Origin of the sequence: Streptomyces sp. NBC_00448, assembly GCF_036014115.1 — a bacterium.
GTDB lineage: Bacteria > Actinomycetota > Actinomycetes > Streptomycetales > Streptomycetaceae > Actinacidiphila.
In genome coordinates, this window is record NZ_CP107913.1 from 4,837,470 (window position 1) to 4,862,589 (window position 25,120).

Consider the following 25,120-nt stretch of genomic DNA (forward strand, 5'->3'; position numbering starts at 1 on the left):
ACCCGGGAGGGTCCGCTCGGCCGCGGCGGCTAGCCGATCGTGCCGTAGAGGCGGTCGCCCGCGTCGCCGAGGCCGGGGACGATGAACCCTTGGTCGTTGAGCCGCTCGTCGACCGCGGCGGTGACCACGGTGACGGGCTTGCCCGCGAGTTCACGCTCCATCAGTTCGACGCCCTCGGGGGCGGCGAGCAGGCAGAGGGCGGTGACGTCGTCGGCCCCGCGCTCGATCAGCAGCCGTATCGCGGCGACCAGGGTGCCGCCGGTGGCCAGCATCGGGTCGACTACGTACGCCTGACGGCCGGACAGGTCCTCGGGCAGGCGGGTGGCGTACGTCTGGGCCTGGAGGGTGTTCTCGTCGCGGACCATGCCGAGGAAGCCGACCTCCGCGGTGGGCAGCAGCCGGACCATGCCGTCGAGCATGCCGAGCCCCGCGCGCAGGATCGGCACCACCAGGGGCCGGGGGTGGGACAGCCGCACCCCGGTGGTGGGCGCGACCGGAGTGACGATGTCGACCTGTTCGGTGCGCACGTCACGGGTCGCCTCGTAAGCGAGCAGGGTGACGAGTTCGTCGGCGAGCCGGCGGAAGGTGGGCGAGTCGGTGCGCTCGTCGCGCAGCGCGGTGAGCTTGTGCGCGACCAGCGGATGGTCGACAACATGGAGACGCATGGGAGGACTGTATCCGGCGCCCTCCGACCGGCGCCCCGCCTTCCTCACCCTCGCCCTCTGCGCGCGGGCACGGGTAAACCGCACCTTCGGGGGAAGGTTCCCGAGGAATCGCGACACAGACGCGGGGACGGTGGCACCCATGCCGGACACGACGGGCCGCGGCAGCGGCGGCGCACGCGGTGAGCGGACCGTTCCGCAGGCCCAGCACGAACGGGAGCGGGAACGGCGCCACAAGCGGGCCGCGTTCCTGCGCGAGCTGGACGAGGCGAAGGAACTGCGCGACCGGGTCCAGCCCCGGCGGGCCCGGGCGGCGCGGATGCGCCAGCAGATGCGGATGCGCACCTTCCGTTGGTGATCCGCGCGTGGCCGGAGGGTGGTCCGCGGGCGTCCGCCGAGGCGCCCCGCGCCCGCTGGCTCGATGTGCGCAACGTCACCATGTGGAGCGGTCGGGTGACCGCTGCGGCCGGTCGGGGGTCCGCCAAGATCGCGTTTTTCCCGAGAAGTGACCAAGTCCTGGCACGTCGCGGTGTCGAAGACCCTTCGCGACGCCCTTGTTTCTGCCACGATGCCGAGTGGGTGGGACCGTCATGAACCCTCATGAACCGCAAGTGGGCCCACCCGGTCCGGACGGCCTGAGACCTGTGGGAGAGTCACGGTGTACTTCGCCGCACTGCTCGCGCGCACCGAGGACGGTTGGCAAGCGAGCGAACCCGATCTCGACGATGTGGAAACCCTCGCCGACCTGAGCGACCTGGCTCGTACGGCCGGCGACGAGGAGGAAACGGTTCTGGTCTTCATCGAGCAGGAGGACGCCTGGTTCGGCGTCATCCGCGTCGACGGTGAAGAGGACCCCAGAATCTATGTGTCAGACGCGGCGGCCGCTGCCCGCAGCTCGTACGGAGAGATCCTGCTCACCGACGAGGTGCTGGGCCGTGACCCGGAGAACGCGGACGACCTCGACGACCTTGTCGACCTCGACGGCACCGAGGACGGCGACACCGACGAGGACGCCGTGGTCGGCTCCTCCGAGGACCATGTGCCGACCGGCCCGCTCGGCGAGACCGACCTGCTGGCCGACCTGGGAATGAGCGCCACCGAACTGCTCGCGTTGAGCGGGGACGGCGCCCTGACCGGCGAGGCCCTGGGCGAGATCGCCGACGCGCTGGGGGCGGCCGACGTGCTGGAGGCCGTCCGCTGACCGACACCGGCGCCGAACCCGACGTCCTGCGCGACCCCTGGGCGCCCGCCATGCGGATCGCCCTGGCGGAGGCCGAGCACGCCCCGCTCACCGGTGACGTACCGGTGGGCGCGGTCGTGCTGGCCCCCGACGGCTCGGTGCTGTCCCGTGCGCACAACGAGCGCGAGGCGACCGGCGATCCGACCGCCCACGCCGAGGTGCTCGCCGTCCGCCGCGCGGCGGCCGCGCTGGGCCGGTGGCGGCTGACCGACTGCACCCTGGTGGTGACCTTGGAGCCGTGCACCATGTGCGCGGGCGCCATCGTGCTGGCCCGGCTGGAGCGGGTGGTCTACGGCGCCCCCGATCCGAAGGCGGGCGCGGCCGGTTCCCTGTGGGACATGGTCCGCGACCGCCGCCTCAACCACCGCCCCGAGGTGATCGCCGAGGTGCTGCCCGCCCCGAGCGCGACCCTCCTCACCCGCTTCTTCCGCCCAAACGATTTCTGACCACGGCTCCCCGTGGGCTAAGCTCTCTCTCGGTAGCGTGTCCGAGCGGCCTAAGGAGCACGCCTCGAAAGCGTGTGAGGGGGCAACTCCTCCGTGGGTTCAAATCCCACCGCTACCGCCATGAGCTGGACGAACGGGACCGCCTCCCTTGTGGAGGCGGTCCCGTTCGCCGTGTTCCCCCAGGTGCCCGAAGTGGCCGCTCCGCCCCAGCCGCGTCCTGCACCACGTCGTCCACGTCGGGGCCGGAGCCCAGCAGGCTCAACGCCGCGGCTCGCATGCCGACCTGACGCCGTTCCGGCAAAAGCCCCGGCGCGGTCACCTCACCGCGCTGCGCGGCCCTGGTGAGCGCCACGCCCCCGCCCCTCGCGTTCTCCCCCGGTCCCGTTCCCGCGTGTCCGGCCATCGCAAGACCTCCCGTCCGCACGGCCGTCAAAGCCTCGCAATCATCATCGTTTTTGCGGATGATGATGCTGTCCGGTCGTCTGGTTACTCCGTACGGCGGATAGAATTCGGCGATTGCACACTTGTGACCGCTGGTGCCGAGTCGCTGCTGGGGAGGCCAAGGAGCATGGCGCAGGCGAGGAAGATCGCCACCATCGTGCTGGTGATCTTCGTGCTCTATACGATCATCGACCAGCCGGCTCGGGCGGCCGACCTTGTGCAGGTAGGGTTCGTCGGGATTTCGAACGCTGCCAAGAGCATCGGGCAGTTCATGCACGACCTGGCCAACTGACGGCCGTGGGGCAAGGCGAGGAGTGGCGATGATCCGTCATCTGGTGCTGTTCAAGCTGAACGAGGGCGTCAGCCGGGACGAGGAGCGGGTGGCCGCGGGCGCTCGCGGGTTCGCCGAACTCGGCGGCCGGATACCCGAGGTGGCCTCCTGGGAGTGCGGCTGGAACGTGTCGGACCGGCCGATCGCCTACGACTTCGCGATCAACTCCTCCGTCCCGGACCCCGACGCGCTGGTGCGCTATCTCGAACACCCCGCGCACAAGGCAGCGGTCGCGCCGTGGTCGAGCTTCGCCACCTGGGTCGTCGCCGACTACGAGATCTGATCGCACACCCATTCGCAGCAGCCCCTCGCCGTCCGCGGTGGGGGGCTTCGCCGTGCCGGTCCACGCGCGGCCCGTTCGTACAACACGGCAATATGCGGTGCTTGCACAAAGCACACATGAATTGTGATGCTATGACCGCTTTGCCCGACGTTTTGACGGATGTTCGCCGGATGCTGCAGTCGCAGCAGGCTGGAGTGGACCGATAAGGGGTGTGGTGTGCCGGTGTCGGCCCGAACGGCGTCAACGCCAGCGACGACGTATCCGCGTGCCAGGACGCGGACGCCGAACAGCAACGCGGCCGACGCGCGGGCGCTGACCCAGGTGCTCTTCGAGCAGATCGTGGACCTGGAGCCGGGCACGCCCGAGCACAGCAGGGTGCGGGCCGCGCTGATCGAGGTGAACCTGCCGCTGGTGCGGTACGCCGCCGCCCGCTTCCGCAGCCGCAACGAGCCCATGGAGGACGTGGTCCAGGTCGGCACGATCGGCCTGATCAACGCGATCGACCGGTTCGACCCGGAGCGCGGGGTGCAGTTCCCGACCTTCGCGATGCCCACCGTGGTCGGCGAGATCAAGCGCTACTTCCGCGACAACGTGCGCACCGTGCATGTGCCCCGCCGGCTGCACGAGCTGTGGGTGCAGGTCAGCGGCGCCATCGAGGACCTGACGGTGCTGCACGGCCGCTCCCCGACCACCGCGGAGATCGCCGAGCGGCTGCGGCTGTCCGAGGAGGAGGTGCTGGCCTGCCTGGAGGCGGGCCGCGCCTATCACGCCACCTCGCTGGAGGCCGCGCAGGAGGGCGACGGCGCCCCCGGGCTGCTGGACCGGCTCGGCTACGAGGACCCGGCGCTCAACGGCGTCGAGCACCGCGACCTGGTCCGGCATCTGCTGGTGCAACTCCCCGAACGCGAACGGCGCATCCTGCTGCTGCGCTACTTCGGCAACCTGACGCAGTCGCAGATCAGTGCGGAGCTGGGGGTTTCGCAGATGCACGTGTCCCGTCTGCTCTCCCGCAGCTTCGCCCGACTGCGGTCCGCAAACCAGCTCGAAGCGTAACCCAACGGGATTAAGCCACCTGCACAGATAAGTCGACATGACGCTACAGCGTGTTGCCGACATGTGACATTCTGCGGATAGCGCGTTTGTGACGGCCGGACCTCCGGTATTCCAGTGGAGGAACAACCGTCGCTCGCGACGCCCGTCCGCGACCTCAAGGGGGTGGCATGTCCGTACAGTTGGGCAGTCCCAAGGTGCTTCGTACCGACGCAACCGACGCTGACGTACCGCATGACGCTGTGCACGACACGGTGCGCAGCGATGCCATCGACACCCGCACGCTGTCCCGTTCGCTCTTCCTGCGGCTGGCGGAGCTACCGGTCGACAGTCCGGACCGCACCTACGTCCGTGACACGCTCATCGAGCTGAACCTCCCGCTGGTGCGGTACGCCGCCGCCCGGTTCCGCAGCCGCAACGAACCGATGGAGGACATCGTCCAGGTCGGCACGATCGGCCTGATCAAGGCGATCGACCGGTTCGACTGCGAGCGCGGGGTGGAGTTCCCGACCTTCGCGATGCCCACCATCGTCGGCGAGGTGAAGCGGTTCTTCCGCGACACGTCGTGGTCGGTGCGGGTCCCGCGCCGGTTGCAGGAGCTGCGGCTGGCGCTGACCAAGGCGAGCGACGAGCTGTCCCAGAAGCTGGACCGCTCGCCGACCGTCGCCGAACTGGCCGGCTGCCTCGGCGTCTCCGAGGAGGACGTGGTCGACGGGCTCGCGGTCGGCAACGCCTACACCGCCAGCTCCCTGGACTCCCCGCCGCCCGAGGACGACGGCGGCGAGGGCACCCTGGCCGACCGGCTGGGATACGAGGACAGCGCCCTCGAAGGCGTCGAGTACCGCGAGTCGCTGAAGCCCCTGCTGGCCCAACTGCCGCCGCGCGAACGCCAGATCATCATGCTGCGGTTCTTCGCGAACATGACGCAGTCGCAGATCGGCGAGGAGGTCGGGATCTCCCAGATGCACGTCTCCCGGCTGCTGACGAGGACGCTGGCCCAACTGCGGGTCGGACTGACCGCTGAGGCGTGACGAGCGAGCTCCCGGAGTGGCCGACCGCGGCACGAGGTCGACCGCGCAGGGAGCGAGGAGGAACGCCGACCAGAGGATTCGAGGCGTAGGAGGGGGAGTGGTCGCCGGATGTCCGGCGGACCCGCCGCTACTTCATCGCGAGTGCGACCACTCCCACGATCACCACCAGGACCACGATCACACCGATGATCAGGCCCGCGCGGCTACGGCCCTGGGCACGCTGCACCTGCACGGCGGGCGGCTGCTCGTCGACGAAGGCGCGGAACATCTGGGTGCTGCCGGCCGGGTCGTAGTTGTTGTCAGGGTTGGGCGAGGAGTTCGACATGCCGCCTGACCCTAGCGTGTCGGCGGAATAACCCGCACCCCCCGGCTGTTGCATCAGCACATGGCACGCATCGGCAACTCGGCGCTCGACGTCTTCCCCCTGTCCCTCGGCGGCAATGTCTTCGGCTGGACGGCCGACGAGGCGCAGTCCTTCGCCGTCCTCGACGCGTACACCGCGCACGGCGGCGACTTCATCGACACCGCGGACGTGTACTCGGCCTGGGTGCCGGGCAACTCCGGTGGCGAGTCGGAGACGATCATCGGCGCGTGGCTGGCCCGCCGCGGCCGCCGCGACGACGTGGTGATCGCCACGAAGGTCGGCAGCCACCAGGACTTCAAGGGGCTGCGGGCCGACACGATCAAGCAGGGCGCCGAGGCGTCGCTGCGCCGACTCGGCGTCGACCACATCGACCTCTACTACACGCACCGCGACGACCCCGAGGTCCCGGTCGAGGAGATCATCACCGCGCTGGACGCCCTCGTGCAGGAGGGCAAGGTCCGGGCGATCGGCGCCTCCAACATCTCGGCCGAGCGGCTGGCCGCCTCGCTGGACTTCTCCGAGCGCGAGGGCCTGGCGCGGTACGAAATCATCCAGCCCAAGTACAACCTGGTCGAGCGCGACGAGTTCGAGGGCCCGCTGGCCGACCTGGTGGCGGCTCGCGGCCTGTCCACCGCCCCTTACTACGGGCTCGCCTCCGGCTTCCTCACCGGCAAGTACCGCTCGGGCGCCACCGAGGTCTACAGCGCCCGCGCCGAGCGCGCCGCGGGCTTCCTCGACACGGAGAGCGGCCCGAAGGTGCTGGCCGCGCTGGACGAGATCGCCGCCGCCCACGACGCCGAGGTCGGCACGGTCGCGCTGGCCTGGCTGGCCGCGCAGCCGACGGTGGTCGCGCCGATCGCCAGCGCGCGTACGGCCGAGCAGGTGCCGGCGCTGACCGCCGTGGCCGAGTTGAAGCTCACCGACGCGGAGGTGGCGGCGCTGACCGCCGCCGCGTCCTGACCGCCACGTCGTCCTGACCACCCTCTGACGGCGGCCGCTCCTTAGGCACGCCTTCCCGCGCCCTTCTCTTCCCGCACGCCTTTCCCGCACCAGCCTTCGCCCGCTCCCGCAACGGGGGCGGGCGATTGCTCTGTCGTGACCTTGCTCTCAGTCGCCTCACAGCACTTGTGTCATACAACCATTTCCTCTTATGGTTGCTTCAGGCAACCAAGAGGAAGGCTGGCGAACCGAGCCGATGGCGACACCCACCCCGACCGCCGAGACGTCCGCACCCATGTCGCACCGCCAGATCATGGAGGCGCTGTCCGGTCTGCTGATCGGCCTGTTCGTGGCGATCCTGTCGTCGACGATCGTCTCCAACGCCCTGCCGCGCATCCTCTCCGACATCGGCGGCGGCCAGAGCGCGTACACCTGGGTGGTCACCGCCTCGCTGCTCGCGGTCACCGCGACCACGCCGATCTGGGGCAAGCTCTCCGACCTGTTCAGCAAGAAGCTGCTGATCCAGCTCGCGCTGGTGATCTACGTGGCCGGGTCGATGGTCGCGGGGCTGTCGAACAGCCCGGGCATGCTGATCGCCTGCCGGCTGGTGCAGGGCATCGGCGCGGGCGGGCTGTCCGCGCTCACCCAGGTGATCATGGCGGCGATGATCTCGCCCCGGCAGCGCGGCCGGTACAGCGGCTACCTCGGCGCCACCTTCGCGGTCGCCACCGTCGGCGGGCCGCTGGTCGGCGGGGTGATCGTCGACTCCGCACTGGGCTGGCGCTGGTGCTTCTACGTCGGGGTGCCGTTCGCGATCATCGCGCTGGTGGTACTGCAGAAGACGCTGCACCTGCCGGTGGTCAAGCGGGAGGTGCGGATCGACTGGGCGGGCGCCTTCTTCATCACCGCGGCCGTGTCGCTGCTGATGGTGTGGGTCTCGCTGGGCGGCCAGAACTACCCGTGGATGTCCACCCAGACCTATGTGATGGTGCCGCTCGCGCTGCTGCTCGGCCTGGTCTTCATCCTCGTCGAGACCCGGGCCGCCCAGCCGATCGTGCCGCTGCGGCTGTTCCGCAGCGCGACGATCACCCTCACCTCCTTCGCCAGCCTCTTCGTCGGCGTGGCGATGTTCGCGGGCACCGTGTTCCTCAGCCAGTACTTCCAACTCGCCCGCGGCAAGACCCCGACCGTGTCCGGGCTGATGACCATCCCGCTGATCGGCGGGCTGTTCGTGGCCTCGATGGTCAGCGGCCGGATCATCACCCGCACCGGCCGCTGGAAGGTCTTCCTGGTCGCCGGCGGCCTGCTGGTCACCGCGGGCTGCGCCCTGCTCGGCACGATCCGCCACGACACCGCGTATCCCGAAGTGGCGCTCTACATGGCGCTGCTGGGCCTGGGCATCGGCATGATGATGCAGAACCTGGTGCTCGCCGTGCAGAACCAGGTGACGGCGGCCGACCTCGGCTCGGCCAGTTCGCTGGTCACCTTCTTCCGCTCGCTGGGCGGCGCGATCGGCGTCACCGCGCTCGGCGCGGTGCTCGGCAACCGGGTCACCCACTTCACCTCCACCGGCCTGGCCGCGCTGCACATCAAGGCCACCGGGGCCGACGGCTCCGGTGGCATCCCCGACGTCGACAAGCTGCCCGCGCCGGTGCGCGGCGTGGTGGAGGGCGCCTACGGCCACGGCGTCGGCGACGTCTTCCTGTACGCGGCCCCGTTCGCGCTGATCGCCTTCCTGCTGGTGGTCTTCGTCAAGGAGGTGGCGCTGCGCGACCGCAGCGGGTTGCAGCAGGCCGTGAAGACCGCCGACGCCCCGGCGCGGGTGGGCGACGGCCAGGCGGGGTAACCGAGCAGGTAGCGCACAGCACAGCGCCCCGGCAGGGGCGACAACTCCCGGTCGTACGGCCCGCACCCGCAGCGGAGAGGTCCGGTACGCACGACACGGGTCAGGGTTCCGGCGGCGACCGGAGCAGGGGACGGCCGAGGCCGCCGCCGGGACCCGCACTTCCTTCACGGACCGCACCGCGCGGCGACGTAAGGTGCCGTCATGGCTCCCAACATCGCCACCACCACCAAAGTCGGCCTCGACGAACTGCTGGAGTTCATCCGGCCGCGGCACCAGGCCATCCTGCTCACCACCCGCGCGGACGGCCGCCCGCAGGGCTCGCCGCTCACCTGCGGGGTCGACGACTCCGGGCGGATCGTGATCTCGACCTACCCCGAGCGGGCCAAGGCCCGCAACGTCAAGCGCGACCCGCGGGTCAGCGTGATCGTGCTGTCCGACTCCTTCGGCGACGCGTGGGTCCAGGTCGACGGCAGCGCCGAAGTGCTGGACATCCCCGAGTCCGTGGAACCCCTGGTGGAGTACTTCCGGAACATCTCCGGCGAGCACCCCGACTGGGCGGAGTACCGCGAGGCCATGGTCCGGCAGGGCAAGTCCATCATCCGCATCACCCCCGAGCGGTGGGGGCCGATCGCGACCGGTGGCTTCCCGGCCCGCCTCGCCTGAGGACGAGGCGAGGACGAGGGACGCGCACGAGCACGCACCAGCACCAGTGAGCCCGCGGACCGGCTGGACCGGTCCGCGGGCTCGGGCTTGCGGGCGTCCTACTTCGGCGCCGTGAGGTCGTAGACGGTCGTGCTGCCCACGGTCTTGGCGGTGAAGTGGGACTCGACCCACGAGCTGATGGCGGAGGACGCGTTGCTGCCGCCCATCGAGCCACCGCCCATGCCGCCGCCGCCGATGAAGTAGTGGATACGGCCCTGGGCCACGTACTTCTCGAACTGGGCGAGGGTGGGTGACGGGTCGGAGCCGTTGAAGCCGCCGATGGACATCACCGGCTTCTGGGTGGCCAGTTGGTAGCTCGCCTGGTTCTGCGAGCCGATGGCGGCCGCGACCCAGGTGTAGTCGCCGGCGTTCTTCAGCAGCAGGGACTTCATGGCGGAGCTGACCTGGGCGCCGTCGAGCAGGCCGCCCATGCCGCCTCCGCCGCCCCGGCCGTTCCCGCCGCCGAAGCGGGACTCGCCGGTAATGCCGCCCGGGAAGCCGTTCGTGCCCTGCCCGGGCAACTGGCCCTGGGACCCGCCCTGTCCGGGTGTCTGGCCCTGGCCGCCCTGGCTCTGCCCCTGGCCGGGCGCCTGGCCCTGACCCTGGCCCTGACCGGGCGCCTGACCCTGGCCGAACCCACCGGTTCCGCCGGTGCCGCCCGTACCGCCCGTACCGCCCGTACCGCCCGTACCGCCCGTACCGCCCGTACCGCCCGTACCGCCGCCGGGGAGCGGGCCGGTCGGCGGGGTGCCGCCCATCCGGCCCATGCCGCCACGGCCGCCGCCGCCCCCGCCGGGGAACCCGCCCATGCCGCCCTGCACGGAGGGCCCCGCGGTCACGATGGACCCCTGGTGCCCGGTGCTCACGGTGTCGAGGGTGTACGCCACCGGTCCGCACAGGACCGCGGCGATACCGACCACGGCCGACAGCACCGTCAACCGGGCGCCGGCCCGCGCGGTGGCCATCCCCGGGAGCGCGCCCGCGAGCAGCGCCAGCGCGGCCACCGCTCCGGCCACGACCAGCGCGGTACGCAGCCACGGGTGCCAGTCGGGGCTGCGGTGCAGCAGGGTGTACGCCCACACGGACGTGCCCGCGACCGTGACCGCCAGGACCGAGGCGGCCGCGATGTGGGTCCGCCGCTGCCACAGCAGTGAGGCGCCCATCCCGACCAGCGCCGCGATGTACGGCGCGAGCGCGATGTTGTAGTACTGGTGGAAGATGCCGGACATGTAGCTGAACGTCGCGAAGGTCATCAGCAGCGCGCCGCCCCAGAGCAGGAACGCCGCCCGGGTCGCCGAGGTGCGGCGGGCCTTCCGGGTGATCCACACCCCCGCGATCAGCATCACGAACGCGGCCGGCAGCAGCCAGGAGATCTGCCCGCCCATCTCGGAGTTGAAGAGCCGGCCGATCCCGGTCGCGCCCCACATGCCGCCGCCGTTGCCGGCGCCGCCTCCCCCGCCGCCGCCGACGCTGCCGGTCTCGTCGCCGGTGATCCGGCCGAAGCCGTTGTACCCGAAGGTCAGCGACAGGAAGCTGTTGTCCTGGGAGCCGCCGATGTACGGCCGCGAGGACTTCGGCCACAGCTCGACGATCGCCACCCACCAGCCGCCCGCGAGCACCATCGCACCCCCGGCGTACAGCAGTTGGAGCAGGCGCCGGCGCAGCGGGGTGGGCGCGCAGACCGCGTAGACCACGGCGAGCGGCGGCAGGATCAGCCACGCCTGGAGGGTCTTGGTGAGGAAGGCGAAGCCGAAGACGGCGCCGGCCAGCAGCAGCCACTTGGTACGGGCGTCCTCGATGGCGCGCAGCACGCAGTAGATCGCCGTGACCATGAGCAACGCGAGCAGCGCGTCAGGGTTGTTGAAGCGGAACATCAGCGCGGCGACCGGGGTGAGCGCGAGCACCGCGCCCGCGGTCAGGCCCGCGCCGGGCCCGAACCGCCGCCGTACCGCCGCGTACAGGACGCCGACGGTGGCCACGCCCATCAGCGCCTCGGGGACGAGGATCTGCCACGAGCCGAGGCCGAACAGCCGTACCGACAGGCCCATCGGCCACAGCGCGGCGGGGGGCTTGTCGACGGTGATCGAGTTCGCCGCGTCGGAGGAGCCGAAGAAGAACGCCTTCCAGCTCTGGCTGCCCGCCTGGACGGCGGCGGAGTAGAAGGAGTTGGCGTATCCGGAGGCGCCCAGGTCGTAGAGGTAGAGCACCAGGGTGGCGGCCAGCAGGGCGAGGAAGGCCGGGCGGGCCCAGGTCGGGTCCTCCGGGCGGCCGCGCCAAGTGCGGTGCAGCAGGCGGCCGGTGGAGCGGGCCGGCTGCGCGGTGACCGGACCGTCGGCGGCCGGACCGTCGGCCGGGGGTCCGTCGATGGCGTGAGGCGGGCCGCCGGGGGCGGCGACAGGACCGGGTGCGGGACCGGGCAGGCCGGCCACGCCGTCCAGCGCGTGTGCGTCGCTCGGGGAGGTCATCGGGCGCTCCTCAGGTCGTGGTCGTCGCGGTCGTCGAAGTCGTCGAAGTCCGCCTGGCCTGCACGGTCGGCACGTCCATCGTGGTCGCCGGGGGCGGCCAAGTCGGCGCGGCTCTCGGGGACGGTGCCGGCGTCGCGGCCGTACTGGTCGGTGCGGTCGGGGAAGAGCCAGGCGCGGAAGAGCAGGAACCGCAGCACGGTGGCGGCGAGGTTCGCCGCGACCAGGACGGCGAGTTCGGTGCGGTGCGCGGGGTGCGGCGCCGCGGTGTGCAGGGCGGCGAGCGAACCGCTGGTCAGCGCGAGGCCGATGGCGAACACCACCAGCCCCTGGGCCTGGTGGCGGACCGCCCGGGCCGGGCCGCGCACCCCGAAGGTGAGCCGCCGGTTGGCGGCGGTGTTGCCGAGTGCGGACAGCAACAGGGCCAGCGCGTTGGCGAGTTGGGAGTCCATCGCGCCGCGGAAGAGGAAGTACAGCGCGAGGTAGACGACCGTGCTCAGCACGCCGATCGCGCAGAACCCGACCAGCTGGCGGGCCAACCCGGGCGGCACACCCGGCAGTTCGCGGTCGCGCGGGTCCTCCCCGAACGGCCTGCGCAGCCGGTCGAGCGCGAGCCGCCCGGTGGCCAGTGCCCGGCCGACCCGCCAGACGCCGCGCAGGTCGGCGGTGGCGGTCCGCACCAGGTCCACGCTGCTGTTCGGGTCGTCGATCCAGTCCACCGGCACCTCGTGGATGCGCAGCCCGGCGCGTTCGGCGAGCACCAGCATCTCCGTGTCGAAGAACCAGCCGGCGTCCTCCACCATCGGCAGCAGCCGCTGCGCGACGTCCGCGCGGATCGCCTTGAAGCCGCACTGCGCGTCGGAGAAGTGCGCGGCGAGCGAGCCGCGCAGGATCAGGTTGTAGGTACGCGAGATGAACTCCCGCTTGGCGCCGCGCACCACCCGCGAGGACTGCGCGAGGCGCGAGCCGATCGCGAGGTCGGAGTGGCCGGAGATCAGCGGGGCGACCAGCGGCAGCAGGGCGTTGAGGTCGGTGGACAGGTCCACGTCCATGTACGCCAGCACCGGCGCGTCCGAGGCGGTCCACACGGTGCGCAGCGCCAGCCCGCGCCCCTTCTGCTCCAGCCGGAACGACTCGACCTCGGGCAGCTCGGCGGCGAGCCGCGCGGCGATCGCGGGGGTCCGGTCGGTGCTGGCGTTGTCCGCGATGGTGATCCGGAACGGGTACGGGAACGTGTCGACGAGGTGCGCGTGCAGCCGGCGCACGCCGGGGCCGAGGCCGGCCTCCTCGTTGTAGACGGGGACGACGACGTCGAGCACCGGCGCGACGGGCACGGGGGGCACGCGTGGTGCGCCGGTGGTCGGGCGGGTCGCGGCGTCGGACGGATGTACTGCGCCCGTGACCGGCAGGTGCCGACGGGCGGGCAGATTGCCGAGAGTGGTTCGCATGCCACGAGCCTCGACAACGGTCCTGTCATGGTGATGTGTCGAGGCTGAGCGGCACCTATGAGTCCGTTGGTGCGGGTGGGATGTGCGTGCCATGCGTCCCCCGTGAGGCGCGCGCGGGCGGCCCGACGGCACCCCGCACGGCCGCTGCGGGCGGCGCCGATACGGCCGGACCGGGCACGGCTGATCCCGGCACACCTGAACCCGGCCCACCCGCTTCCGGTCCGCCCGAACCCGGCGCTCCGCCCTTCGCGGGCACCTCGGTGGCGGGCAGCGTGACGGTGAAGACCGTACGGCCCGGGACGGACGCGACCTCCACGGTGCCGCCGTGCGCGGCGACCACCGAGTGCACGATGGCCAGGCCCAGTCCCGTGCTGCCCGCCGAGCGGGAGCGGGAGGCGTCGCCGCGGGCGAACCGCTCGAAGACGTGCCGGCGCAGTTCGGGCGGGATGCCGGGGCCGTCGTCCTGGACCTGGAGCACGACGTCGGACGGGCGGCGCGACACCCGCGCGGTGATGGTCGTGCCGGGCGGGGTGTGGGTGCGGGCGTTGGCGAGGAGGTTGGTGAGCACCTGCTGCAGGCGCGGCGCGTCGCCGTGCACGGTCGCGGGCTCGTCGGGCAGTTCCAGCCGCCAGTCGTGGTCGCGGCCGGCCGCGCGGGCATCGCTGACCGCGTCCACCACCAGCGGGGACAGGTCGGTCTCGGTGCGGTCGACCGGGCGGCCCGCGTCGAGCCGGGCCAGCAGCAGCAGGTCCTCGACGAGCGTGGTCATCCGGGCCGCCTCGGACTCGATCCGGCCGAGCGCGTGCCGGGTGTCGGGCCCGACCGGCTCCTGGCCGCGGCGGGTCAGCTCGGCGTAGCCGCGGATGGAGGCGAGCGGGGTGCGCAGTTCGTGGCTGGCGTCGGCGACGAAGCGCCGGACCCGGGTCTCGCTCTCCTGGCGGGCGTGCAGCGCGGAACCGACGTGCCCGAGCATCCGGTTGAGGGCGGCGCCGACCTGGCCGAACTCGGTGCGCGGGTCGGTGTCCGACTCCGGCACCCGGCTCAGCGGGGCCACCTCACCGCGGTGCAGCGGCAGTTCGGAGACCCGGGTGGCCGTGGCGGCGACCCGGCGCAGGGGTTGCAGGGCGATCCGCATCAGCGCGGCGCCGGCCAGCCCGGCCGCGACGAGCCCGGCGGCGGCGACCGAGACCTCCACCCACAGGAGGGTGGACAGGGTGTCCTCGGTGCCCGCGGTGCTCAGGCCGACCAGGATGGTGCTGCCGTCGTCGGCGGGCGCGGCCGACTCGACCCGGTAGTCCCCGAGGCCGGGGACGGTCACGTTGTGCGGCTTGCCGTCGCGCGGCACGCCGGCGAAGGCCGCGGCCTGCTTCGCGGTGAGGTCGTCGGCGACGAGCTGGCCGGTGCTGGGGCTGGTGGCGCTGACCGCGGCCTCGGTGACGGTGCCGGTGGAGCTGACGGTCGCGCCGACCGTCTCGCCCGGCTGGCCGCCGCCGGCGAGGAAGACGAAGGGGATGCTGCGGGGCATGTCGGTGGCCCTGCCGTGGCCGGTCGGGCCCAGCGCGCCCCGGTCGCCGGGGGCGCTCTGGCCGGGGGTGGCCTGGTCGGGGCGCGGGCCGTCGGCGCGCACCGCGGTGTCGTGCACCTTGGCGTCCAGCTGCCCGTACAGGAAGTCGTGCAGCGCGAATATCGTCACCGCGCCGATCACCGCGCAGACCACCGCGACCAGCGCGACGCAGGAGGCGACCAGGCGGCGGCGCAGGGACCAGCGCCGCGGCGCCCAGCGCCCGCGGTGCGGCCGGCCGCGCGGGCGGGGGGGCGCCGTGGCGCCGGGGGCGCGGGTCGAGCCGGTGCCGGGGGTCGCGCCGGGGCCCGTGCCAGGACTCGTGCCAGGACCCGCGCCGGGGCCCGGTCCGGCCTGCGGGGCCGGGCCGTACGCGTGGGGTGCGGTCGGCGCGGGGCGGGTCACACCGGTTCGCCGGGCTTGATGAGGTAGCCGGCGCCGCGCCGGGTGTGGATCATCGGCGAGCGGCCGGCGTCGATCTTGCGGCGCAGGTAGGAGATGTACAGCTCGACGACGTTGGCCTGGCCGCCGAAGTCGTACGACCAGACCCGGTCCAGGATCTGCGCCTTGCTCAGCACCCGGCGCGGGTTGCGCATGAGGTAGCGGAGCAGCTCGAACTCGGTCGCCGTGAGGTGGATGTTGTCGCCGCCGCGGCTGACCTCGTGGCTGTCCTCGTTCAGGACGAGGTCGCCGACGGCGAGCACGGACTCGTTGCGGACGGCGGCGGCGCCGGAGCGACGCAGCAGTCCGCGCAGGCGGGCGACGACCTCCTCCAGGCTGAACGGCTTGGTCACGTAGTCGTCGCCGCCGGCGGTGAGCCCGGCGATCCGGTCCTCGACCGCGTCCTTCGCGGTGAGGAAGAGTACGGGCACGTCGGGGGTCTGGCGGCGCAGCCGGGCGAGCACTTCGAGCCCGTCCATGTCCGGGAGCATCACGTCGAGCACCACCGCGTCGGGGCGGTTCTCGCGGGCGGAACGCAGCGCGCTCGCACCGTCACCCTCGGTACGGACCTGCCAGCCCTCGTAGCGCAGGGCCATCGAGAGCAGGTCGGCGAGCGGGGCCTCGTCGTCCACCACGAGGACGCGGACCGGGGAGCCGTCCGGGCGGGCGAGGTCGCCGGCCGGGGCGGACGCGGGGGCGGTGTGGGTCGCGGGGGCGGCGGGGTGGGTGGAGCGGGTGGCCGCCGATGAAGTGGAAGGCATACGGGACACCCTGTGCACCGGCTATGAGAGGAGCCTTAATCCGTTTCTGTGAAAACTCTGAGAATCCGGTGACGGTGGAGTAAAGCGGGGCAGGGGTGCACCAGCCGGTGGACGGGGCCCCGGGTGACCGGGCGACCGGGGTTCAGGCGGTGCGGGGCCGCCCGGGCGGATGGACCGCGGGGACGGGGGAGGCGGGGGCGAGGCGGGGGCAGGACCGCGCACGTACGAGGGCGTGGGCGTACCGGCGCGGCCGCTTACCGGCGTATCGGCGTACCGGCGCCCCCTTGCGGCCGCCCCACCCCGCGATGGTACGAAGGTACGAAGTCGACTGGCTGACAGCCATGATGACGTCACGTCACGAGCGGGGGCAGGTCACACGATGCAGGGTGGAGTCGGACTGACGGCATATCTCGTCAACGAGTCGCGGGCCCGCCGGCCCGACCTCGCCCTGGACGGGCCGGCGGCCGCGTGGATTCCCGAGGGGGAACGGCCGGGCGTCAAGGCGCTGTGGCAGGAGTTCGCCGACGCCGTCTACCCGCACGACGACCTGGTGGTCTCGCTCCGCGGCCGGTTCATCGCGGACACCCTCGCCGAGGCGCTGCGGGCCGACCCGGACACGGTGCTGGTGGTGTGCGGCGCGGGCTTCTCGTCGTACCCCTGGCTGCTGCGCTTCCCGGTCGCGGTCGAGGTGGACCTGCCGCACATGGCCGAGGCGAAGCGGCTGCGCGCGGCCGAGCTGACCGCGGACGGGACGCTGCCGGTGCGCGACGTGCGGCACATCGGTGCCGACCTGGCCGTGCCCGCGGACCGCGCCGCGGTGGCGGAGCAGGTGCGGGCGGTCGCGGCCGGGCGGCCGGTCGCGTACGTCGTCGAGGGCGTCGTCTTCTACCTGCCGCCCGCCGACGCGCGTGCGGTGGTGACGCTCGGCGCGGAGTTCGGCACGACCGCCGTCACCGCGGTGAGCTACTGGCCGGCGGCGGCCTCGGGCAGCGTGGTGCTGGCCGAGCAGCGCGCCTGGTTCCGCAGCAGGTCCGTCCCGGAGGAGGCGAGCCACCACACGCACGCCGAGCTGGCCGCGCTGCTGGGCGCGCCCTTGGACGACCAGGGCCCGGAGGATCTGCAACGGCGTTACCTGGACCGGGTGGTGGTGCCCGAGTCCGCCCTCATCCCGGAGTACGTGGCCGTGTCCTGGGGCACCCCGGGCACGCGCGGAGCGATCGGCGCGGCGGGGCCGTCAGGAGCGGTCGCGTGAGCACCGCGGTACTCCATCTCCAGTGCCGCGCCTACCCGTTGCACCACCGCACCCCGACCACCTCGCTCGACGCCTTCACCGTGCCCGGCCACGGCGAGTTACATCCGGTCCTCGGCAGCCTGCGCTCCCTCGCCTACAACCCCGACATCACCGTCGAGTTGGATCTGACCGGCATGATCCGCCCGGCCGTCGCGCTGCCCGGGGTGGAGGTCGTCGCCTGCCACGCCCGCGTCCTGGCCGCCGGCACCATCCTGGTGGTCTACGCGCTGCGCCACGAGCAGGACCTGCGCGCGTTGGACCTGCTCGAACTCGATGCCCTGGACGCCGACATCAACCGGGTCCTGCGCGAGACCGACGCGCCGATCCTGTCCGCCGTGCTGTCCGCCGCCGTCAGCAGCGGTCTGCTCCGCAGCGTCGCGCTGCGCCCCGACCTGGCGGTGGCCGGCCCGAGTTCACCGATCGACCGCCGATCGGCCCGCTACAACGCGCACTTCGTCGGACAGGACCCGCCGTGGCAGCCGGACTCCCGCGTGCCCGCGGTCTCTTCGGGCCCGGACTGCCGCATCCTGCTGCCGTACACCTACGCCTGGGACCGCGACCCGGACACCGCGCTGGCCGAGCTGCTGACGATGACCGAGCCGACCGACATCGCGGTCGCGCAGCAGTCCCTGCTCGCCGGGGCGCTCATCGCCGGCCGCTGGGTGCTCGGCGACCTGGCGCACGCGCACCCCGCCAACACCGGCGTGCACGCCTTCCGTCGCTTCCTCGACGGTCTGTGGGCCGACTTCCACCACCTCGACAGCTACCGCGTGGAGTCCTCCCAGGCGCACCGCGCGAGCTACCTGGCCGCGCGGCAGACCATCGGCCTCGACGACACGCAGGAGCGCGCCGACAAACTCCTCGGCTACGTGAGCAGTTCGCTGCTGGCCGCCGCCTCGGAGCGGGCCGAGGCCCTCGACACCCGGCTCAACCGGGTCGCCGCCGCGCTCACCGTGGTCAGCGCGGCCTCCTTCGGCCTGGACATCGCGGTGTTCGTGCTGCCGCAGGTGTCGCTGTGGACGAAGATCGCGGTCGTCGTGGGGCTGCTCGGGATGGCGACATCGGGGCTGGTCGCGGCGATGCTGCCGGGGGCGCTGCGCAGGTCGTTCCAGCGGCGGGACGCGACGGAGGCGCCGGCCGGGCCGAGCGGGCCCGCATCGGTGTCGATGGTGGTGGCGGCGGGTGCGGGCGTGGCGGCGGCGGGTGCGGCGGCAGCGGCGGTCGGGGCCGCGGCCGTCGAGGCCGTGACGGCGCCGGCTGCCCTGCCGGCCACCGCGGTTGGGCCTACGGGGACGGTCGGCACGGTTGAAGGGGGCGGCGGCGCGGCGTCGGGTGCCGCGGGCGACGCGTCCGGGGTGCCGCAGCAGCCGGGTCAGTCCGCCGGCTCGTAGTACGCCGTCAGCGCCGTGAAGTGGGCCAGCCACGCGGTGAGTTCGGCCTGGTCGCGGGTACGGACCTCGCAGGAGTGGATGCTTCCGTCGTTCAGCGCCACGGCCACCAGCAGCACATGGCCGCGCCCGGTGGCCCGTTCGCACCAGGCGGTGTTGATCGACGGCCAAGGGAACTCCGCGACGCGGCCGTTGACCCCGAGGGAGATCCCGTCGGCGTCGGCGACGACCGCGTTCTTACGGTCCATGGCGAGGAACTCGGGTGCGTCGGGCGGGACTTGGTCCACGGGCGGCCCGCCGTACCCGGTGCCGGGAGCCGAGGCGGGCGTGGGCACGGCGGCGGGGAACGGCGGCGGTGCGGCATAGCCGTAGCCGGCCGCGGGGGCGTACGGCGAGGGCGGGGCGTAGGGCGAGGGCGGCAGCGGGGCGGAGGGCACCGGAGGCGCGGGGGCGTAGCCGGGCATCGGGGGAACCGGCGGGACGGATGCGGCGGCCGCGCCCGGGGCCGTACCCGTACCTGCGTCCGTGGCGGCCGCGCTCGGCGCCGCGTCAGCCGGGTCCGCCGTGTCAGCCACCTCCGCCGGGTCCGAGGGGTCCACCGGGTCGAGCCAGTCCAGCAGCCGGTCCGTATCCGGCCTGCGTGCCGGCTCCTTGTCCAGGCAGGCCGCCACGATCGGCCGCAACCGCTCGGGCACCGCGCTGAGATCGGCCTCCTGGTGCACCGAGCGGTACATCAGCGCGACCGGGGTGCCGCCGCCGAACGCGGAGCCGCCCGCGGCCGCGACCAGCACCGCGCCGAGCGCGAACACATCGGCGGCAGGCCCGACTTCGCGCCCCTCCGCCTGCTCGGGCGCGAGGAACCCGGGGGTGCCGAACGCCGTGCCCGTCACCGTCAGCCGGGTGTTCTCCACCGCCCGCGCGATGCCGAAGTCCAGCACTCGCGGCCCGTCCTCGGCCATCACGATGTTCGCCGGCTTCAGGTCCCGGTGCACCAGCCCGCAGCGGTGGATCGCCTGCAACGCCTCGGCGAGCGCCGCCCCCAGCCCGCGCAGCCGCGCCTCGTCCATCGGCCCCTGCTCCGCCACCAACCGCGCGAGCGTCGGCCCCGGTACGTACGCGGTCGCCAGCCACGGCGCCTCCGCGTCCGGGTCCGCGTCCACCACCTGCGCGGTGTGGAACCCCCCGACGCTGCGCGCCGCCGCCACCTCCGCCCGGAACCGCTCCCGGAACACCGCGTCCGCCGCCAGCTCCGACCGGGCTACCTTCACCGCCACCAGCCGCCCGCCGCGCGACCTGGCCAGCCACACCACCCCCATGCCGCCCTCGCCGAGCCGCCGCACCACGCTGTACCCACCAATGCGTTCCAACTCCGACTCCCGCCCCAAAGCCGCCGACCAGCCGCCCCCACCCTCCCAGAGACCGCCGCCCGCCCCAACCCGATCGCGGCACCGGGACCGGCACGACAGCGGCGAGCTGCGCGGAGGTGTGCCCTCGTGGTGGCCATGGGGGGCTTCACCGGGGCGTACGTCGTCCGGCACGGCTGGACACGTGCCGGAGCGAGCTGGTTCGCGGTCACGGCCCTGCTGATCGGGGTGGGCTTCCTCCCGCACATGGAACCCCCGGACCTGGACCACATCGAGCTGGTGTTCAGCCCGTTCGCGCTGTGGACCGCGGCGGTCTGCTCCAGTCGCCGCAAAGCCGTCCGGGTGGACGGGCAGGGCATCACGCTCCACCGCCTCCTGCCCTTCCGCGCATCGGAGTTCGTGCCCTGGGCCGACGTCGTGGCGGTGGACTGGTCGGGCGACGACCACTTCTGGGGCCGCACCAGCAGCTTGACGGTGCACCGACGCGCCGTCCGTCCGGTCCCCGCCCCTCCCCCGGTTCCCGGTCTGGAAGAGCTGGACGCCTACCTCGCCGCCCAGGCCGACCCCGGCGACGCCGCCGCCTTCCGGGGCGTCGTACGGCTCGGGCGCGGCACCACCCTGAGCGACCTCGATCCGGTCCGGCTGGCCACGGCGATGGCCGTGCTGGCGCCGGAGGTCCGCAGGTTCGGCGATCTCGGCGATCTCGGCGACGTACCGTCCCCGGGGGCGGCCCCGGCGCGGCCGGCCGACCCTCTACCGTAGGAGCCGGAACGAGAGGACTGGCCCCATGCACACCTTCCCGGCCGACCGGACCTTGCGGATCGGCACCCGTAGTTCACCGATGGCGCTGGCCCAGGCCAACCTCGTGACCGACCTCCTGCGCAAGGAACAGCCGGGTCTCCAGGTCGAGTTGGTGCCTGTCACCACCGAGGCGGACCGCTGGCACGGCGACCTGTCCAAGCTCGGCGGGAAGGGCCTGTTCGTCAAGCAGATCGACGTCATGCTCCAGCGCGGCGAGGTCGACCTGGCCGTCCACTGCGTGAAGGACGTCCCCGGCGACACCCCGCTGCCCGAGGGCCTGGTCTTCGCGGCCCACCTCCCGCGCGACGACGTCCGCGACGTCCTCCTCTTCCCCGAGGGCTCCGCGCTGCGGACCCTCGACGACCTCCCGGCCGGCGCCACCGTGGCGACCTCGGCCGTACGCCGCAAGGCCCAACTCCACCGGCTCCGCCCGGACCTCGAGGTCGTCCGGGTACGAGGCGCCGTCGGCACCCGCATCGACACGCTCGACGGCAGGAAACAGTCCGGCAGCCAACCGGACGCCATGATCCTCGCGTCCTCCGGCCTGGCCCGGCTGGAGCTGACCCACCGCGGCCGCCAGGTCTTCACCGTCCAGGAGATCCTGCCGGCCGTCGGCTCGGGCGCCCTCGGCCTGGAGTGCCGCCACGACGACGGCCCCACCGCCGGCCTGCTGTCCCGCCTCGACCACGAGCGGACGACGGCCGAGATCACCGCCGAACGCGCCATGCTCCACGACCTGCGCGGCCACTGCAACAGCCCCATCGCCGGCCACTGCACCACCGCACCCGACGGAGCGCTCACCCTGCGCGGCATGGTCTTCTCCGCCGACGGCTCCACCTCCGTCCACACCCACCTCACCGCCGGCGCCACGGACACCCCCGCCACCCTCGGCGCCCGCGCCGCCGCGGACCTCCTCCAGCAGGGCGGCGCCGAGATCATCCTCGCCATTCCCCACTGACCCGGGCTGACCCGGGGCCGGGTCGGGTTCCTTACGCGTGCTGGTCCGCAGGGCCTTCGGCGTACGGGGCCGCGGCGCCGGCGTAGCGCCGGGCGAGCGTGGCGCAGGCTCGCCGCAGGGCCGGCGGTCCGACGACGTGCAGGTCCGCGTCGAAGCGGCCCAGGCCGGCGGCGAGGGCGGTCCAGGACCAGGACCCGGCGACGAGCCGGCACCGCGCGGGGCCGAGGGGTTCGACCGTGCCGTCGTCGGCGTACGGGGCGACCTTCGTGGCGGGGAGGTCGATGACGACCTCGCCCTGGCAGGGCCAGGCGGCGCCGGTGCCGTCCGATCCGCGGAACCGGCCGGCGACGAACGTGGAGACGTCGTGGCCCGGCACCTGGCGCGGGGCGAAGCGCGGGCCCGTCGGCGCGCGGGGGGTCAGGCGGTCGGTGCGGAAGGTCCGCCAGTCGTCGTGGTCGAGGTCCCAGGCCAGCAGGTACCAGCGGGTGCGCCAGGCCACGAGGTGGTGCGGCTGCACCCGGCGCCGCTGCGGTGCGGCGTCGCGGTGCGGGGCGTAGTCCAGACGCAGTTCCTCACGGCGCTGGATCGCGGCGCTCAGAACGGTGAGCACCTCCAGGTCCTCGGCCGGCGCCGAGGTCTCCGGCCCAGGCGGCCCAGGCGGCCCGGCCACGGTGACGTGGAGCGCGTCGACGCGTTGCCGCAGGCGCGGGGGCAGCACGTGCCGGATCGTCGCGAGCGCCCGGCCGGCGTCCTCCGCGAGCGCGCGGTGCGCGGTGGTCTGCAGGGCGACCGCCAGCGCGATGACCTGCTCGTCGTCGAAGAGCAACGGCGGCAGGTGCGCCCCGGGCTCCAGGCGGTATCCGCCGGCGGGTCCCTTGGCCGCGGCGACCGGATAGCCCAGCGCACGCAGCCGGTCGACGTCGCGGCGCACCGTACGCACGGTCACCTCCAGCCGCTCGGCCAGGTCCTCGCCACTCCACTCCCGGCGGGCCTGGAGCAGGGAGAGCAGGGTGAGGAGGCGCGAGGACGTCGTCTGCATGTCTCCATGATGGCCGGAGTAGCGGACACCACCTGTCCTCTACCGGTGCGACGGTGGGTACCGAACCGCGGAGCAGGGCATCTCATGCCGCCGCTTCGCGGTCACCCCCGGCCGTGCGCCTATCCGTGCGCACATCCCGGCACCCACCCAGGCGAGGAGCAGCCCATGTCCGTCACCACCACCACTCATCTGAACTTCCGCGGCTCGGCCCGCGAAGCGCTGGACTTCTACCGGTCCGTCTTCGGCGGGCGCACCGCCGCCGTGACCTACAAGGACGCCGGCAACGTCCAGGACGAGAGCGAGGCGGACTGGGTGATGTGGGGCGAGGTGTCTGCCGACGACGGATTCCACGTCATGGCCTACGACGTGCCTTCGGCGATGCCGTACGAGCCGGGCGCCAACCCGTTCTTCGTGTCCGTGCGCGGTGAGGACACCGACGAGGTCAGCGCCCTGTGGCAGCGCCTGGCCGACGGCTCGACCGTACTGCGCCCGCTGGAGCCCGCGCCGTGGGCACCGCTGTACGGCATGCTCACCGACCGCTTCGGCGTGACCTGGGTCCTGGACGTCACCGCGCCCTACACCGGCTGACCGCCACACCCGTCGCCCTCCACGCAGGAGCCGTTCGTCGGACTGTGGTCCCGCGTCAGGGCGTTCACCCCCGCCGACCTGGACGACCTGCTCACCGGCCGCGAGGTCGTCCGCACCCATCTCATGCGCCGCACCGTGCACCTCGTCACCGCCGACGACGCGATCGCCTGGCGCGCCCGCCACGACGCGATGCTGCGGCAACGTATTGGCTGAGCGTGTGACCGCACTCCGCGCCCAGAATTCGACCGCGTCGGGGACGCACTACGGAGTGACGGCAAGCTCGACGATGGCGGCGGCACGGCCGGTGTTCCCGTAGCGGTCTGATCGGCCCCGCGCCCGCCTTGAGGGGCGGTCGCCGTCGAACACTGTCGTCAAGGCACGAGCCAGAGGCCCCGTGGAGTGATCCACGGAGCCTCTGACCTGCTGTGCACTCGGCAGGATGCGAACCTGCAACCCTCGGATCAGCTCAACCGATGCAGAGGATCAGGATGCACAGGCCCTGCTGGGGGGCCGGCGTCGTCGGTGAGGTGGTGGTCGGCGGGGTGGAAGGGGTGGACCCGGTCGGTGGGGGCGTGGCGGTGGTGCCGCCTCCGGTCGTGCCCGTGCTTCCACCCGTGGTCGTCGTGCCCGTGGAACCGCTCGTGCCCGTCGAACCGCTCGTGCCCGTACCGGAGTCGCCGGTCGTCGGAGCCGTGGTGGCGGACGTCTGCGGGGTCCGGCTGTGCTGCGCGGAGGTCTGCCCGGTCGGGGAGCCGTCCGAGATGCGCACCGCGCCGGCGTTGTCGGTCACCGTGTGGGTGGCCTGCGCGGTCGGGTGGGACGGGGTGCCGGCGGCGTTCCGCTGCTGCGAAGCGGTGTTGTGGTGCGCGGGGGTCCCCGCCTGCTGCGGGGACACCGAGGACGGCCCGCCGTCCTGCGAGGTCTGGGTCCGCAGGTTCACCGGCGCCACCGTGTCGGACGAGGCGGTGGTCGCGCCGCCCTTGCCGTGGGCGTGCATCGACGCCACGGTCACGCCGCCGCTGAACAGCGCGAAGGCGGTGGCAACGCCCGCACGGCGCCTGCTCTTCTTCCACCGCGCCATCTGGCGGCGCCGGGCCGCGCGGCCTCGGTGCAGCGTCGGCGCGATCGACGCGGGCCCGAGCACGGACTCCGCTGCCGGCTCCTCCTCGGTCTCCGGTGCCGCGGCCGGGCCGAACCCGGTGGAGGTGTACGGGGCCGGGTCGGCGTAGCCGGCGGGCACGTACTCCGGCAGAGGGGCCGGCGCCGCGGAATACCCCGCGGGCTGGAACCCGCTCGGCTCGGTGCGGCGGAGGTGACCGGTCGGGTACGCGCCGTCGTACGGTCCACCGGCCATGGCGGCGGTCGACTCGGCCTCGGTCGCGTAGGCGCCGCAACCCGGGCACACCAGCACACCGTTGAGTATCCGTTGGCACGTGTAGCAGTAGTCCATCCGCGGTCTCCCTGTGCTGACTTCGCAGCCGAAGGCCGCCGGCATGTCCACGTTCTGCGCGCGAAGGGCAGGCGCACGACCGTAACAGCTGAAACGTCAGAGCTCGCAGAGGAGTTGTGTGGCTTTTGAAAACAAGCGTCGGCGGCTCGGCCCGCCCGCAGTCGCGATCCCCGCGTGGCAACGGGTCGTCCGCTCGATCCGGCACTACGGGATGGCGCCCTCCGTCCGCCGGG

Annotated in this window: 24 protein-coding genes, 1 tRNA gene and 1 pseudogene; 17 read left to right on the forward strand and 9 right to left on the reverse strand. The window is 73.0% G+C overall.

Annotation, left to right across the window (positions count from 1 at the left end):
• Positions 1–29: 29 nt before the first annotated feature.
• Positions 30–665 carry a uracil phosphoribosyltransferase gene (gene upp / locus OG370_RS20560; RefSeq protein WP_328466373.1) on the reverse strand — a complete coding sequence of 212 codons (636 nt, stop codon included), beginning with the start codon at positions 663–665 and terminating at the stop codon, positions 30–32.
• Positions 666–804: 139 nt separating this feature from the next.
• Between upp and OG370_RS20565 the strand changes: the two genes are divergently transcribed.
• From OG370_RS20565 to OG370_RS20605, 8 genes are all read left to right on the forward strand, one after another.
• Positions 805–1,020 carry a hypothetical protein gene (locus OG370_RS20565; RefSeq protein ID WP_328466375.1) on the forward strand — a complete coding sequence of 72 codons (216 nt, stop codon included), beginning with the start codon at positions 805–807 and terminating at the stop codon, positions 1,018–1,020.
• A 300-nt stretch (positions 1,021–1,320) separates the two neighbouring features.
• On the forward strand, positions 1,321–1,863 hold the full coding sequence (locus OG370_RS20570) for a tRNA adenosine deaminase-associated protein (protein ID WP_328466377.1): 543 nt from the start codon (positions 1,321–1,323) through the stop codon (positions 1,861–1,863).
• A 50-nt stretch (positions 1,864–1,913) separates the two neighbouring features.
• Positions 1,914–2,348 (forward strand): nucleoside deaminase, encoded by a 435-nt coding sequence (locus OG370_RS20575; protein ID WP_328466379.1) that lies wholly within the window; start codon positions 1,914–1,916, stop codon positions 2,346–2,348.
• A gap of 31 nt (positions 2,349–2,379) precedes the next feature.
• A tRNA-Ser gene (locus OG370_RS20580) sits at positions 2,380–2,469 on the forward strand.
• A 270-nt stretch (positions 2,470–2,739) separates the two neighbouring features.
• On the forward strand, positions 2,740–3,081 hold the full coding sequence (locus OG370_RS20590; protein WP_328474904.1) for a hypothetical protein: 342 nt from the start codon (positions 2,740–2,742) through the stop codon (positions 3,079–3,081).
• 28 nt (positions 3,082–3,109) lie between these two features.
• Positions 3,110–3,403, forward strand: a complete 294-nt coding sequence (locus OG370_RS20595; protein WP_328466381.1) for a Dabb family protein — start codon at positions 3,110–3,112, stop codon at positions 3,401–3,403.
• Positions 3,404–3,619: 216 nt separating this feature from the next.
• Positions 3,620–4,456: an RNA polymerase sigma factor SigF gene (locus OG370_RS20600; RefSeq protein ID WP_443060714.1), complete on the forward strand. Its 837-nt coding sequence runs from the start codon at positions 3,620–3,622 to the stop codon at positions 4,454–4,456.
• A 167-nt stretch (positions 4,457–4,623) separates the two neighbouring features.
• The gene (locus OG370_RS20605) at positions 4,624–5,484 is read left to right on the forward strand and encodes an RNA polymerase sigma factor SigF (protein ID WP_328466385.1); all 861 of its coding nucleotides are present in this window, start codon (positions 4,624–4,626) and stop codon (positions 5,482–5,484) included.
• A 127-nt stretch (positions 5,485–5,611) separates the two neighbouring features.
• Here OG370_RS20605 and OG370_RS20610 read toward each other — a convergent pair whose 3' ends face one another.
• Complete coding sequence (locus OG370_RS20610) at positions 5,612–5,809, reverse strand: hypothetical protein (protein WP_328466387.1); 198 nt, start codon at positions 5,807–5,809, stop codon at positions 5,612–5,614.
• A gap of 60 nt (positions 5,810–5,869) precedes the next feature.
• Between OG370_RS20610 and OG370_RS20615 the strand changes: the two genes are divergently transcribed.
• The 3 genes from OG370_RS20615 (at position 5,870) to OG370_RS20625 (ending at position 9,296) form a co-directional block, all read left to right on the forward strand.
• Positions 5,870–6,808: an aldo/keto reductase gene (locus OG370_RS20615; RefSeq protein WP_328466389.1), complete on the forward strand. Its 939-nt coding sequence runs from the start codon at positions 5,870–5,872 to the stop codon at positions 6,806–6,808.
• 235 nt (positions 6,809–7,043) lie between these two features.
• Complete coding sequence (locus OG370_RS20620) at positions 7,044–8,633, forward strand: MDR family MFS transporter (protein WP_443060715.1); 1,590 nt, start codon at positions 7,044–7,046, stop codon at positions 8,631–8,633.
• A gap of 201 nt (positions 8,634–8,834) precedes the next feature.
• Positions 8,835–9,296, forward strand: a complete 462-nt coding sequence (locus OG370_RS20625; RefSeq protein ID WP_328466391.1) for a PPOX class F420-dependent oxidoreductase — start codon at positions 8,835–8,837, stop codon at positions 9,294–9,296.
• A 98-nt stretch (positions 9,297–9,394) separates the two neighbouring features.
• On the opposite strand, the gene OG370_RS20630 is transcribed toward OG370_RS20625, so the two are convergent.
• From OG370_RS20630 to OG370_RS20645, 4 genes are read right to left on the reverse strand one after another with little or no spacing between them, the layout of a single operon-like run.
• Positions 9,395–11,800 carry an ArnT family glycosyltransferase gene (locus OG370_RS20630; RefSeq protein WP_328466393.1) on the reverse strand — a complete coding sequence of 802 codons (2,406 nt, stop codon included), beginning with the start codon at positions 11,798–11,800 and terminating at the stop codon, positions 9,395–9,397.
• Positions 11,797–13,245 (reverse strand): bifunctional glycosyltransferase family 2/GtrA family protein, encoded by a 1,449-nt coding sequence (locus OG370_RS20635; RefSeq protein ID WP_328466395.1) that lies wholly within the window; start codon positions 13,243–13,245, stop codon positions 11,797–11,799. The genes OG370_RS20630 and OG370_RS20635 overlap by 4 nt, the downstream gene beginning before the upstream one ends.
• A gap of 55 nt (positions 13,246–13,300) precedes the next feature.
• Positions 13,301–15,211, reverse strand: coding sequence for a sensor histidine kinase (locus OG370_RS20640; protein ID WP_443060716.1), 1,911 nt, complete (start codon positions 15,209–15,211; stop codon positions 13,301–13,303).
• Positions 15,208–16,008: a response regulator transcription factor gene (locus tag OG370_RS20645; RefSeq protein ID WP_328466397.1), complete on the reverse strand. Its 801-nt coding sequence runs from the start codon at positions 16,006–16,008 to the stop codon at positions 15,208–15,210. Before OG370_RS20645 ends, OG370_RS20640 begins: the two co-directional genes overlap by 4 nt.
• Before the next feature lie 379 nt (positions 16,009–16,387).
• Between OG370_RS20645 and OG370_RS20650 the strand changes: the two genes are divergently transcribed.
• Complete coding sequence (locus tag OG370_RS20650) at positions 16,388–17,260, forward strand: class I SAM-dependent methyltransferase (protein ID WP_328466399.1); 873 nt, start codon at positions 16,388–16,390, stop codon at positions 17,258–17,260.
• The gene (locus OG370_RS20655) at positions 17,257–18,690 is read left to right on the forward strand and encodes a hypothetical protein (RefSeq protein ID WP_328466401.1); all 1,434 of its coding nucleotides are present in this window, start codon (positions 17,257–17,259) and stop codon (positions 18,688–18,690) included. Before OG370_RS20650 ends, OG370_RS20655 begins: the two co-directional genes overlap by 4 nt.
• Here OG370_RS20655 and OG370_RS20660 read toward each other — a convergent pair.
• Positions 18,672–20,054: a serine/threonine-protein kinase gene (locus tag OG370_RS20660; RefSeq protein ID WP_328466403.1), complete on the reverse strand. Its 1,383-nt coding sequence runs from the start codon at positions 20,052–20,054 to the stop codon at positions 18,672–18,674. The two genes, OG370_RS20655 and OG370_RS20660, sit on opposite strands and share 19 nt — an antisense overlap.
• A gap of 126 nt (positions 20,055–20,180) precedes the next feature.
• Here OG370_RS20660 and OG370_RS20665 point away from each other — a divergent pair, with 126 nt between their 5' ends.
• Both OG370_RS20665 and hemC read left to right on the forward strand, forming a co-directional pair.
• Positions 20,181–20,813 carry a hypothetical protein gene (locus tag OG370_RS20665; RefSeq protein ID WP_328466405.1) on the forward strand — a complete coding sequence of 211 codons (633 nt, stop codon included), beginning with the start codon at positions 20,181–20,183 and terminating at the stop codon, positions 20,811–20,813.
• Positions 20,814–20,838: 25 nt separating this feature from the next.
• A complete protein-coding gene (hemC, locus tag OG370_RS20670; RefSeq protein WP_328466407.1) occupies positions 20,839–21,810 on the forward strand; it encodes a hydroxymethylbilane synthase in 972 nt (323 codons plus the stop codon).
• Positions 21,811–21,841: 31 nt separating this feature from the next.
• Here the strand turns inward: hemC and OG370_RS20675 are convergent, their stop codons facing one another.
• Positions 21,842–22,849: a helix-turn-helix transcriptional regulator gene (locus OG370_RS20675; RefSeq protein ID WP_328466409.1), complete on the reverse strand. Its 1,008-nt coding sequence runs from the start codon at positions 22,847–22,849 to the stop codon at positions 21,842–21,844.
• A 165-nt stretch (positions 22,850–23,014) separates the two neighbouring features.
• On the opposite strand from OG370_RS20675, the gene OG370_RS20680 reads away from it, so the two are divergent.
• Positions 23,015–23,437: a VOC family protein gene (locus OG370_RS20680; RefSeq protein WP_328466411.1), complete on the forward strand. Its 423-nt coding sequence runs from the start codon at positions 23,015–23,017 to the stop codon at positions 23,435–23,437.
• Positions 23,438–23,461: 24 nt separating this feature from the next.
• A pseudogene (locus tag OG370_RS20685) lies at positions 23,462–23,644 on the forward strand (DNA glycosylase AlkZ-like family protein); the annotation flags it as partial.
• 259 nt (positions 23,645–23,903) lie between these two features.
• Here OG370_RS20685 and OG370_RS20690 read toward each other — a convergent pair.
• Positions 23,904–24,887, reverse strand: a complete 984-nt coding sequence (locus OG370_RS20690) for an SCO2400 family protein (RefSeq protein WP_328466413.1) — start codon at positions 24,885–24,887, stop codon at positions 23,904–23,906.
• Positions 24,888–25,120 lie beyond the last annotated feature (233 nt).